General features: G+C 72.6%; 6 protein-coding genes and 2 pseudogenes. 5 read left to right on the forward strand and 3 right to left on the reverse strand.

Annotated elements, in window-relative coordinates; genetic code table 11:
* Positions 1-119 precede the first annotated feature (119 nt).
* Complete coding sequence (locus I003_RS0125840) at positions 120-1,091, reverse strand: DUF6454 family protein (protein ID WP_027774162.1); 972 nt, start codon at positions 1,089-1,091, stop codon at positions 120-122.
* 511 nt (positions 1,092-1,602) lie between these two features.
* Positions 1,603-2,607: a multicopper oxidase domain-containing protein gene (locus I003_RS0125845; RefSeq protein WP_027774163.1), complete on the reverse strand. Its 1,005-nt coding sequence runs from the start codon at positions 2,605-2,607 to the stop codon at positions 1,603-1,605.
* A gap of 252 nt (positions 2,608-2,859) precedes the next feature.
* Here I003_RS0125845 and I003_RS0125850 point away from each other — a divergent pair, with 252 nt between their 5' ends.
* From I003_RS0125850 to I003_RS0125860, 3 genes are all read left to right on the forward strand, one after another.
* Complete coding sequence (locus I003_RS0125850; RefSeq protein WP_486584386.1) at positions 2,860-5,241, forward strand: ThuA domain-containing protein; 2,382 nt, start codon at positions 2,860-2,862, stop codon at positions 5,239-5,241.
* Positions 5,238-7,166, forward strand: a complete 1,929-nt coding sequence (locus tag I003_RS0125855; protein ID WP_027774165.1) for an OmpL47-type beta-barrel domain-containing protein — start codon at positions 5,238-5,240, stop codon at positions 7,164-7,166. Before I003_RS0125850 ends, I003_RS0125855 begins: the two co-directional genes overlap by 4 nt.
* Positions 7,167-7,372: 206 nt before the next feature.
* Entirely contained in the window at positions 7,373-8,293 is a 921-nt protein-coding gene (locus I003_RS0125860; protein ID WP_486584387.1) for an NADP-dependent oxidoreductase, read from the forward strand.
* A 326-nt stretch (positions 8,294-8,619) separates the two neighbouring features.
* Here I003_RS0125860 and I003_RS33230 read toward each other — a convergent pair.
* Positions 8,620-9,450 (reverse strand): annotated as a pseudogene (locus I003_RS33230) (DMT family transporter); the annotation flags it as partial.
* Between the two features lie 133 nt (positions 9,451-9,583).
* Between I003_RS33230 and I003_RS33235 the strand changes: the two are divergent.
* Positions 9,584-10,187 (forward strand): annotated as a pseudogene (locus tag I003_RS33235) (hypothetical protein).
* Between the two features lie 70 nt (positions 10,188-10,257).
* Positions 10,258-10,791, forward strand: coding sequence for a DinB family protein (locus I003_RS0125875; RefSeq protein WP_027774167.1), 534 nt, complete (start codon positions 10,258-10,260; stop codon positions 10,789-10,791).
* Positions 10,792-12,828 lie beyond the last annotated feature (2,037 nt).

The raw sequence follows: 12,828 nt of genomic DNA on the forward strand, positions 1-12,828 counted from the left end.
CATCACCGTGCACCGCGCCCCCACTTGTTCCCTTGTCCGCCCCCGCGGCTCCCCCGCCGCGAAGGCCCCCCTCGGTCGTCCGGGATCTTACGGGAGGGGCGCGGTGCTCGGCATCCCGGTCAGCTCGCGGGCCTGGTCTCGTACACCAGCAGCTCCGTGCCCGTCGGCGAGGTGCCGTCGTCGGGGGCCGCCCACATGCGCAGGCCGTCGCCGTGCAGCGCCTCCAGCAGCACGGGATTGCGGGTCGCGACGTGCCCGCCGGTCGACCAGAGCTGCACCGGCACCTCGTGCTCGATGTCGAACGTGCGCAGGTCTATGGTCGCGATGCCGCCGAGTTCGAAGTCGGCGCCGGTGGCGTTCTTGAAGCCGGTGATGCCGGTGCAGAGCATCTTGCGCGAGTCGGCGTACGCGCAGTCCTGGTAGTCGATGAAGTGGCTCTGGTTCGTTCGCCGTTGCACCTGGCGGCCGTGCCGGTCCCAGGTGTAGAGCGTCCGCGAGCCCCACGAGACGCCGTGCACCGCGCCGGTACGCGGCTCGGGCACCACGCCGCCGACGTGGTCGTCCACCCGGAACGCCTCGGTCACCTTCAGTGTGCGGACGTCGACGCGGTAGACGACGGCGGCGCTGTGGGGCCGGTACTCCGCGACCGGGACCCAGACCGAGCGGCCGTCGGTGTCGATGCCGCCGGGGTGGTACATGTCGCCCTCGCCCAGCGTGAGGTCGTCCAGCAGCCGGCCCTTCAGGTCGAGGACGAAGAGGTGGCCGACACCGCGGCCGGGGCTGCGGTCGTAGCCGTCGACGGGCTCGGGGTAGCGCACGGGCGGCTCGATGACCTCGACGCTGGAGAGGAACAGCCGGTCGCCGACGCGGGTGAGCCCCTGCGGGTGGTACGTCTCGAAGTCCAGCGGCAGCTTCTCCACCAGCTCCCACGTGCTGTTGCGGTCCAGCTTGGCGACGGCCTCGACGATGCGGGCGTCGCGCTCCGGGCGGTGGTCGCCGCCGGGCCGCGCGGCGGGCGCGGCGGAGGCGGCGACGGTGCCGAGCAGGGCCGCGGCCAGAGCCGTGACGCCGAGCGTTCTCACGTACCTCATATGGATCTGTCCTCTCCCTCGCGGGCCGGCCCGGTCGGCGGGGTGCTCCCCCGCGGCGGCTCCGTCCGGCGCCCGATGATGGCGAGGCCATCCTGCCCGTACGTGACGCACGGGCAATCCCGCGGCGAACAGCGGGACACGGCGACGGGGCACCGCGCCGTCCGCGTATGCCCCGCCGCCGCGGTCCGGGTGCCCCCTTGCCGGCCCGCCATGCCGAGCACGGTCAGCGCGTACGGCGGGAAGCCCGGCTCCCTCGTCCGCGTCGCCTCGAACCCGTCCCGGCCGCCTCCGCCTTCAACCAGCGATCCGGTGAACGGGTCCGTGACGTACCCCGACGCCTCGCCCGGCGCCCGCGCCGGCCCTCGACGAAGGCGCGCATGCGAAGGCCGGCGGCCCCACCCAGCGGGGCCGCCGGCCGATCTCGCGGCTCGGCGCGTGCCGTGGCTCAGCGCGTGCCGGAACTCAGCGCGTGCCCGGGCGGGCACGTGCTGCCCTTCCGTGCGCGTGCCGCTCAGTCGGTGTCGTGGCTGCCGTGCGCCGGTGCGTCGCGGGTGGGCTCCATCGCCTTCGCGTTGTGCTTTCCGGTCACGGTGCCGTCGGGGTTCGTCACCACCAGCAGCCCCGCCACGCCCATGTCCGCGTGGCTTTGGACGTGGCAGTGGTACATCCACCGTCCGGAGCCGACCAGTTCTCCGGCGATGAACTGGAACCCGAACGAGTCGCCCGGCCCGACGATCTTGTTGTCGATGATGGGCGTCGGGTCGTCCACGCTGGCCAGCATGCCCGTGCGGTTGTCCGCCCAGCGGTGACCGTGCAGATGGAACGTGTGGTAGAACTCGCCGTGCGTGATCATGATGATCTCGCAGCGCTCGCCGAGCGTGGCGGTGAAGTCCGGTCCGTGACCGGCGACGTTGTTGATCGTGTTGTCGTTGAAGACGATGACGAACTGCTTGTCGGGCAGCTTGTCGCCGCGCTTGCGGACGATCAGCCCGCCGTACAGCCCGCGCTTGACGCCGCCGGACCCGTGCGGGGTGCCGACCGCGTGGTCGTGGTAGTTCCAGTAGCCCGCGCTGCCCGGCTGGATGGTGCCGTCGCGGCGGGTGCCGGCGGTGTGCGAGTGCCAGACGTAGTCACGTGAACCGCCGGGCGGCACCGCGCTGTCCGTGATCGGCGTGCCGTCGTTGTCGATGTCGTAGTCGACGCCGTGGACGTGCAGGCTGGCCTCGACGTCGAGGTTGTTGACCAGCTTGATCATCATGCTGTCGCCCTCGTACATCTCCAGCAGTGGGCCGGGGATGGAGGGCTTGCCCGGTTCGAGGCCGTAGCCGAGCTGGCCGTCGGGCATGGCCTCGGCGTACATGGTGATCCGTTTGATCTCGCCGAGCGGCTGGGGTTGCGGTTTGTCTTCCGACGCCGTGACCGTCGCTCCCGAGGTGGACAGGGCGACCGGGGTCGCCAGTGCGGCCGCGGCCGCACCGCTGGTGAAGGACCTTCTGGTAAAGACATTGCGCGGCATGGTGGCCCCCGCCTTCTCGCGCGTTTGTGACTCGTCCCTGACAGCCGCTCATGGTAAGGGCTTGCCGAGGCTTTGCCCATCCTCAGGACAAAGTTCGAACGGAATCCGGCTGTAGGCATTGGCAGTTTGCGAAAAGGGGTCTAACTTCCTACGGCGGCGCAGCTATCCCGCAGCATCCCGGGACGAGGTGGGAGGACCATGCGACGCAGGGGAAACGCCCTACGAGGGGCGGCCGGCGCATCAGCCGTGGCAATGACGGCGACGCTTCTGGCCGGAGCACAGGCCGTGGCGGATCCGTCGGACGGCGGACCGCTCGCGGCGGGTAAACCGCCGGGCAAGGCCGCCGCGGAGGTGCTGGTGTTCCACCGGGTGGACGGCGACCAACACGCCGTGACCCGGGCGGGCATCGAGGCCATCGAGGCGATCGGGGCCCAGGGGCCCGAGACGTTCACGGTGACCGCGACCGACGAGGTCTCGGCGTTCACCGACAAGAACCTGGCCAAGTACAACGCGGTCGTCTTCCTGTCACCGGGCAGCGATCGGCTCAACACGATGCAGGAGCAGTCGTTCCAGCGCTACATCGAGGCGGGCGGCGGGTTCCTCGGCATCCACGACGCGGCCCGCTCCGAGCCGGAGTCCGACTGGTTCACGGGCCTGATCGGCAGCCGCCCCTCCGGCACCTCCGGCGGTGCGCAGGAGGCCGTCGTCGAGGTCGGCGACCGGCTGAACCCGGCCACGAAGGACCTGCCGCTGGAGTGGAAGCGCAGCGACGTGTGGACCAACTGGGAGAACAACCCCTCCGGCAGCGTCCACACCGTCGCCAGGGTCCGGGAGAGCTCGTACGAACCGGGCTCGACGGCCAACGGCGCGGACCACCCGATCTCCTGGTGCCGTGACTACGAGGGCGGCCGTTCCTTCTACACCGGCATGGGCGGCACCGCCGCCGGCTTCGCCGAGGAGGACTTCCGTGCGCACCTGCGCGGCGCCCTGCTGTGGACCACCCGCCAGGCGCAGGCCGACTGCCAGGCGAGCATCAACGCCAACTACGAGGCGACGCGGCTGACCCAGCCGAACCAGCCCGACCAGCTCGACCAGATCGGCGAGCCGCACGGCATCGACATCGCCGAGGACGGCAAGGTCTACTACATCGGCCGCGGCGGACGCTGGTCCGGCGCCCCCGTGGACGTCGACTGGGACAGCCCGGAGATGGGCAAGGGCCCCGGCACCATCCACATGTGGGACCCGGATACCGAAGAGGTCACCGCGGTCGGCACGCTCGACGTCTTCGGGAACAAGGGCGGCGGCGACGAGCTGGTCAAGGTCGAGGAGGGCCTGCTGGGCATCGCCCTCGACCAGGACTTCGCCTCCAACGGGTACGTGTACCTGCACTACACGCCGCACGCGGGCGTCGACCGTGCCGCGCACATGGCCGAGCGGCAGGTCTCCCGGTTCACCATCGACCAGGAGACGCAGAAGCTCGACACCGCGTCCGAGAAGGTCCTGCTCTCCTGGCCCGTCCAGGTGCACAGTTGCTGCCACGCGGGCGGCGACATGGAGTGGGACTCCCAGGGCAACCTGTACATCGCCACCGGTGACACCAACTCCTCGCGGTTCAGCGACGGCTACTCCGGCAACAACCCGGAGCCCAACTTCGGCGGCGTGTCCTTCGCCGACGCGCGCCGCACCGCGGGCAACACCAACAACCTCAACGGCAAGATCCTGCGGATCCACCCCGAGGCCGACGGCACGTACACCATCCCCGAGGGCAACCTCTTCACCGGCGACGAGGGCGACGGCGACCAGGCCAGGCCCGAGATCTACGTGATGGGCGTACGCAACCCGTCCCGCATCGAGATCGACGCGCAGGACCGGCTCTACGCCGGCTGGGTCGGCCCCGACGCCGGTGAGCCCAGCACCACCTGGGGCCCGGCGAAGTACGACACGTTCGCCGTCATCACCAGCGCGGGCAACCAGGGCTGGCCGTACTGCATGGGCAACTCGCAGCCGTACCGCGACCGCAATCTGCCCGACCCGGCGCAGCCGCTGGAGTGGTACGACTGCGACAACCTCAAGAACACCTCGCCCAACAACGACGGCCTGACGGACCTCCCGCCGGCCCGTGACAACAACATCTGGTACTCGCCCCAGGGCGGCGGCCCCGACTACCCGCGCAACGCGGACGGGGTGCCCAGCTACGACGTCGGCGAGGCGCAGTACCGGCTGCCCTGGCTCAAGGGCGGCGGCCAGGCGGCCATGACGGGCCCGGTCTACCGCTACGACGCCTCGTCCGACAGCGACGTGAAGTGGCCGGAGTACTGGAACGACAAGTGGTTCGTCGGCGACTTCTACGACGGGGACCAGCCGCGGCACGCCGTGGTCATGGACCCGGACAACGCCGGTGACGGCGGGCTGCCCGTGCACGCCGAGTCGCTCGACAAGATCATCCCGGTCGGCGACGGCGGTATCCGCAACCTGATGGACTGGAAGTTCGGGCCCGACGGCGCGCTCTACGTGCTCGACTACGGCCGCGGCTTCTTCAACGCCGACTCGGCGTCCGCGCTGTGGCGGGTGACGTACAAGGGCGGGCCGGCGACGCCGCTGCCCGAGGACCTGATCACGAAGGGAAGTCGATGAGATCCGGAGCTCTGACCGCGGGTGGACTGCGGCGGGCGCTGATCACTCTGGTGGCGGTCTGCCTGGCACTGCTGGTGCCGGGCGGCCTGCCCGCCGCGGACGCGGCGGTTCCCGACGAGCCCAGGGCGGCGCAGACGCTGACCTGGACCGCGGGCGACAGCATCACCGAGTACACGTCCGCGCCCACGACGGCGGTGGCGGGGGAGACGACCATCGTCTTCGAGAACAGCGCCGCCACCGGCAACACCACCGGCATGGTGCACACGCTCACGTTCGACACGTTCACCGACGGATACAACAAGGACGTCAGCCTCAACCTTCAGGCGTCCCCGAACGACGAGAACAACGGCAAGTGGCAGGCGACCGTCACCCTCTCGCCGGGCAAGTACCGCTACTTCTGTGCGATTCCCGGCCACGGCTCGATGTTCGGCGAGCTGATCGTCACGGACGGCGGCGGTGAGGACACCACGGCGCCCGAGACGGCCGCCGAGGTCACCGGCGAGCAGGACGCGGACGGCGCGTACCTGGGCAGCGCCACGGTCGAGCTGTCCGCCACCGACGACATGTCGGGGGTCGACCGCATCGACTACGCCCTGGACGGGGCCGCGGACTGGACCGCCTACGAGGCGCCCGTCGTGGTCAACACGGCGGGGGAGCACACCCTCAGATACCGCGCCACCGACAAGGCGGGCAACACCGCCGAGGAGAAGTCGGTGACCTTCACGGTCGTCGAGGCGAACGACACGACGCCGCCCACGGTCACCGCTTCGGTCAGCGGTGAGCAGAACGACGACGGCGCGTACCTGGACATGGCCATGGTCACGCTGAAAGGGACCGACACCGGCGGCTCCGGTCTGGACCGGGTCGAGTACTCGGTGGGCGGCAGCCCCTTCCAGCGGTACACCGAGATGCTGCACGTCCACACCGTCGGCGAGCACACGGTCAGCTACCGGGCCACCGACAAGGCGGGCAACTCCTCCGAGGTCGGAACGGTCACCTTCACGATCGTGGAGAAGTACCCCAACCCCGACCCGGACTGCCCCGAGCTGGACTCCCGTCCGATCGTCTTCATCGGCCAGTACGACACCCACGTGCCCAACCGTGTCACCGGGAACGGCTGCACGATCAACGAGGTGATCGAGGACGAGAAGGCGTGGCCGAAGCAGAAGGCGTTCCTGGACCACATCCGGGACGTCACCGACGAGCTGTACGCGGACGCCGTCATCAACGGCGAGGAGCGCCAGATCATCCGCGACACGGCGAAGGAGTCGGGGATCGGCAAGCCGGGCCAGAACGACGGCTACACGCCGATCTTCACCGGCACCGAGAACTCCTTCTCCAAGTGGGACCACGTCGGCGGCGGCAGCTTCCACCTCAACGGCGACGGCTCGATGACCAGTGGGGCGGCCGACGGGCTGGGCATGCTGTGGTACCCGGAGGCCCAGTTCGGCGACTTCTCGCTGAAGCTGCAGTGGCGCGACGACGCGCCGGGCGACGGGCGCACCAACTCCGGGGTCTTCGTCCGCTTCCCGGACGTGCGCAACCACCCGGACGAGCCGCGGCCCGAGTGGGCGGCGATCAAGTACGGCCACGAGGTGCAGATCTTCGACTCGGAGAGCGGCGACAAGTACAAGACGGGTTCGCTCTACGGCTTCGACGAGATCACCCACGGCGGCGCCGGGGTGACGCCGAAGGGCACGTGGAACGACTACGAGATCCGGGTGGTGGATCAGAAGTACGAGATCTACCGCAACGGCGTGCTCCTCAACGAGTTCGAGAACGCGCCGGGGCAGGTCTTCGACCCCGTGCGCGATGACGACCCGGGCACGGACGGCCGCCAGCACGCGCAGGGCTACATCGGCCTGCAGGTGCACAGCACGGCGGACGTGGTCTCGTTCCGCGACATCCGCATCAAGCCGCTGTGATGTATACGGTCGGCTGAGCCGTACGCGGTACCGGTGGGGGGCGGTGTGACACACCGCCCCCCACCAGGCATGTCGCGGGTGTTCCACGGCTGCGGGGGGCGAAACGTCTGTTCGCCACGGGATCGAAACCGCGCCGGTGCGCGCACCTCGGTGGGATAGTCGGTCCATTCGGTGTCCGCGGTCCCGAAAGAAGGTGATGACCCGTGGTGTTCGCCATGGGATTCTCCGCATACGGCGGCCCCGAGGTGCTGCGCCGCCTCGACGTCGACGTACCGGCCCCGGCCGCGGGCGAGGTGCGTATCCGCGTCCGGTGCGCGGGGGTCAATCCGCTGGACTGGAAGCTGCGCGACGGCCGGCTGGCGGCCTTGCGGCCGCTGATGTTCCCCCACGTCCTGGGCCTTGAGGCCGCGGGCGTAGTCGAGTCCGTCGGCGCGGGCGCGGGCCCGTGGCGGGAAGGCGACGAGGTGCTGGGGCCGGTGGCCGCGGGGTACGCGGTGCAGACGCTGGCCCGCGCGGACGAGCTGGTCGCCAAGCCGCCGGGGCTGCCGTGGGAGCTGGCCGGCGGACTGCCGGTGGCGGCCGAGACCGCGTACCGCACGCTGGCGGTGCTGGGCGTGACCAAGGACGACACGCTGCTGGTGCACGGCGCGGCGGGCGGAGTGGGCAGCCTGGCCGTGCAGTTCGCGGTCTCCGCGGGGGTGCGGGTCATCGGCACCGCGAGCCCCGGCAACCACGACTACCTGCGCTCGCTCGGCGCGGAGCCGGTCGCGTACGGGGAGGGCGTGGGCGCGCGCGTACGGGAGCTGGCGCCGGACGTCGACGCGGTCCTGGACGCCGCGGGACGGGGCGTGCTGCCGGACTCGGTGGAGCTGGCCGGCGGCGCGTCGCGGGTCCTGACCCTCGCGGACGCGGAGGGGGCGCGGGCCGCGGGCGTGCGGTTCTCCCGCCAGACGGACGGCGAGGACCTGCATGTGGCGGGGATCGAACGGGCGCTGGCGCTCTACCGCGACGGGCGGCTGCACCTGCCGGTGTGGCGGGCGCTTCCCCTCGCGGAGGCGGCGGACGCCCACCGGGCGAGCGAGGAGGGCCACTTGCGCGGCAAGATCGTCCTGGTGGCGGCGGACTGACAGCCCCCGGGCCCGTGCGGGGCAGGGCTTGCGGGGGGTCAGCGGGCCAGGTCGAAGGATTCGGACGGGAGCGGTGCGAGGCGGCGGGCCCGACCGGGCGCCCCGTTCCCGGCCTTGGCGGCCAGGGACGGCTGCGCCGCCGGTACCGCCGCCGGGCCGGGGCCGCCGTCGTCGTGGCCGGGGGTGCCCCCGCCGCGGAGGGCCGGGCCGGGCGTACCCGCCTGCGCGGGGATCGGGGCCCGGGTCCGTTCCCGCGCCGGGCCGGGGCCCGGCCGCGCGGCTACGCCCCGGGTGGCCAGGAGGGCGGTTGCCCGCGGCGGGACCGCCGCCGGGCCGGGGCGTGACAGCAGGGCCACGCCCCAGGTGGCCAGGGCCGTTGCCGTCAGTGCCGCCGCAACCCCCGGCATCCCGCCGGTCAGCCGCTCGCCGAGCAGCGTGAGGCCGACCGCCGCCGAGACCGCCGGATTGACCAGCGTGGCCGTGGCCAGGGGCGCGCCCAGGCCGCCACGGTAGGCCGTCTGCGAGAGCATCAGGCCGGCGGGCGCAAGCGCCGCCACCGTCAGGCCGGTCAGCACCGTGAAGACGTCGGGGCCGGGGCGTACCGCGACCGTCTGGGTCAGCACCGAGCCCGCGCCGAAGGCGATGCCCGCGGCCGTGGCGTAGGCGATCCCGGCCGTCCGCGGCCCGAGCCCGCGCGCCGCCGCGCCCAGCGCGACCAGCGCGACGGCGGTGGCCGCGACCGTACCGAGTACCTGCGCCGGCGTGAGCACCTCGATGTGCCCGCCGCCGCGGACCAGCAGCAGCACTCCCACCAGGCCCGCCAGCGTCAGCCCCGCGCCCCGCCACCGCACCGCGCCGACCCGTCGGCCGGTGCAGGCCGCCTGCAGCGGCAGCGCGAGGACCAGGGTGAGGGCGCCGAGCGGCTGTATCAGGGTCAACGGCCCGTACCGCAGCGCGAGCACGTGCAGCGCGGCGCCCGCGACGTTGAGCCCGACCGACAGCCACCACGAACCCCGGGTGAGCGCCGCCCACACCCCGGCGTCCGTGTCCCGGTCCGCCCCCGCCACCCGCTCCTGCAGCACGGCGGCCCCCGCGTACGCGGCGGCGGACGCGATCGCCAGCACCAGTGCCGTCGCGAGGCCGTTCATGCCGTTCATGTCCCCTCCGAAGGTCGAGCCCGTCCCCCTGACGATACGAAGCGTTGCGGACAGATCCTGTCCGCAAGTCGCGCTCGTCGTGTGTGTGGACTGCCCGGAGCGCCGGAACTCATCGGAGGGAATCATGGAGGCCATGGCCTCCCTGTTGTCCGACGACTCCGCCCCGCCGCCCGGCCCCGTGCAGTTCCAGCTCGTCCTGCTGCGCCGCATGCAGGACTTCCAGCCGGAGCTGGTCGCCGGCGCGCTGCGCACCCTCGGCGTGCCGCGTACCGCGATGCGCGAGGCCAACCGCCGGTGGCAGGGCCGCCTCCGCGCCCGCGGCGGCCCGGCGCCGGGCGCCGCGCGGGCCCGGGACTTCGCCGCGCTGCTGGGTCCCGCCGCGTCGGTGACGCGGCGCGCGCACGGGGACATGAGGGTGGACGTGCATGTGTGGCCCCTGCCGCTCTGGCCGGATCTGCGGTTCGAGGCGACCTGCGGCGTGGGCGGCGTCGCACTCCACGCCTGGCTCGTACGTGCTCCGGAAGCAGAAGGGCCCGCCCCGCGTACGCTCGCCGATCTGGCCCCGTGGGGGTGCACCGCCGGCGAGGTCGCGCGCGTTCCCGCCCGCGGTACCGCGCGAGGGCTCGGCCCCCCAGCGCGTCGCGCTGGCCTTCACCGCACCGGACGAGGCCGGGGAAGCGCGCGCGTGCACGGCGGAGTTCGCCTGGGGGCTGCTGCAGCGGTGGACCGTCGATTAAGCATCGCTTACCGATCTCCTCAACGAACTTTCGCTGGTGCTGCACAGTCTTCCCCGGGGAGACTGGCGGCATGATCACACCGGACACCAAGGACTGGACCTGGGTTCTGGACCGCCCCTGCCCCGAGTGCGGTTTCGACGCGGCGGAGACGCGCGCGCAGGAGGTCTCGGGGCTGATGCGCAAGTGCGCCGTGCGCTGGGTGCAGGTGCTGGCCGACGAGCCGGAGCGGCTGCGTGCCCGGCCGCGGCCGGACGTGTGGTCGGCGCTGGAGTACGCGTGCCATGTGCGGGACGTGTTCCGGCTGGGCGACGAGCGGCTGCGCCTGATGCTCACCGAGTCCGGCCCGCTGTTCGCCGACTGGCCGCAGGACGAGACGGCGGTGCAGGACCGGTACGGGGAGCAGGACCCGCTCCAGGTGGCCGCGGAGCTGTCGGCGTGGGGCGAGACGATGGCCGAGCATCTCGACGAGGTCGGCGAGGGGGAGTGGCAGCGAACCGGATTCCGCGGCGACGGTGCGGCGTTCACGGTCGACACCTTCTCGCGCTACTTCGCGCACGACGTCATCCACCACCTGTACGACGTGGGTGCCCCCCTCGGCCGCTGAACGGCTCCTTTCTGCACTCGCTCTTCCGGTACCCGGCGGGCCGGTTCATCCCCTGGCCCGGCCCGCCGTTCTCTCTTGGCTTCTCGGGGCCGTCGCGGTCTTCGGTGTCTTCGGGGTCCTCGGTGTCTTCGGGGTCCTCGGTGTCTTCGGGGTCCTCGGTGTCCTCGGGGTCCTCGGGGTCCTCGGGGTCCTTGGGGTCTCGGGGTCCGAGGGGTCTCGGGGGTCTTCGGGGTCTTCCGGCTGTGGAAGCAGGCGATGTCTGCCGGTGTGGTGGAGGCACGCGCACGCCGTGGTGTGGCGGTCGCACGCCGGTGCGGCGCTTGCGAGACGGCGTGGCGTAGGAGCCGCCGCAGGCGGAGGGGCGCGCGGTTTGCGAGGGGGCGATCGCAGGGAGGGCCGGGGCGAGGGGGTGTGGGCTTGGGCCGGGGGCCGGGGGCCGGGGGCCGGGGGCCGGGGGCCGGGGGCGGGGGCCTGGGCGGCCGGGGTTGGCGTCGGGGTCGTGACGTGCGGGGTCGGGGTCGTGACCTACGGGTCGGGGGTGTCCAACCCGGCGCACCACGTCACTGGAGGCGATCCGGTGGCGGGAAGGGGCGGTCGGGCCGGCGGGGAGGGTGCCGAGGGTGGCGCCGGTGGCGGTGTCGGAGGGTGCCGGTGCCGATGCCGGTGCCGGTGCCGTGGGCGGGGGTGGGCACCGGTGCCAGTGTTGAGGGCGCCTGGTGCCGGTCTGGTCGGCTGGTGCCGGTCTGGCGCTGGTGTCGGTCTGGTCGGCTGGTGCCGGTCTGGCGCCTGCGTCGGTCTGGTCGGCTGGTGCCGGTCTGGCGCCGGTGCCGGTCTGGCGCCGGTGCCGGCGCGGGCGGTGTTCGCCCGGAATCCCATCTCCCCCTCACACCCACCCAAGGGTATGCGCCTGCTCTGACAGAGGGCCCGGGGTAACGGCGCTGGGTTGGCCCGTCGTTGGTGGCGAGGCGGGAGCGGGGGTACGCGCCGGGGTGGACGGTGGTTCGCGGAGCGGAGCGGTGTGCGGGGGTACGTGTCGGGGTGGGGGTTGGTGCGTGGGGTGGGCCGGTGTGCGGGGTGCCCGCGTCGGGGTCGTCCGTGGTGGGCGCGGGTCCGGGGGTGTCGGTGTCGGGGTGGGGCGGTGTCGTGGGGGCTCCCCCCGGGCCACCCATCTCCTGAGTGTGCGGGCCTGCGTCCGGCGTCAAGGGCGCTCCCTCCGCTTCGCTGCGGGGGCGTCGCTGCGCGATGGGGCTTCGCCCCACCCTTGACTCCGGACTCCGGCCCGTGACAGACCGGCAGCTAAGGGTGGCCCAGCGGGAGCGGGCGCCCGTTGACCGAAGCTACGGATGCAGAGCCCGGCCGACGGGGGCCGCGGGCCGGAGTTGGGCCTGCCCGGATCGCGGGTGCCCCGGGAAGACGGGGGCTGGACCACCGGAGTCGGGCCTGTCCCGATCGTGGATGCCGCGGCGGACGGGGCCGAAGCCCTCGGGCGGGGCGCGTCCTGATCACGGACGGTCCGGTAGGCGGGGGCGGGGGCCGGAGCCGGGTCTGCTCCGGCGGCCGAGGCGTCGGCGCGCGAGGGGCGGAGGCCGGAGTCGGGCCCGCCCTGGGCGCGGACGTCCCGGCTCACGGGGCGGCCGGGACCCTGGAGTGGGGCCTTCCGGCGCCGATGCTCCCGCCAGACGGAGGGCGGCCTGGGTGCTGGGTGGGGAGGGTGTCGTGGCAAACGTCGGGGCTGAGCCGGGGCCTGGCGGGGAGCGGCGGGTGTGCGTGGGTGGGTAGAAGTCGGGGCACGTGGGCGTTTTAGCCGTATCTGACGGGTGGGTTACCGCGAGTTTGTCCCGGCGACGTGCACGCCGGCCGCTCCCGGCCGCGAATCCGGAGCCGCGGGGTGAGTTTTTGCGTCTCGCTGGGCAAAACTCCGCCCGCGTGGGCGTTTTGGGTCAGTTCAGGGATGGGGTCGCTGCGAGTTTGTCCCGGTGGCGTGCGCGCAGGCCGCTTCTGGCTCGCGAATCCGGGACCGCGGGTGGGTCCGCGCGT

This window comes from Streptomyces sp. CNQ329 (assembly GCF_000482585.1).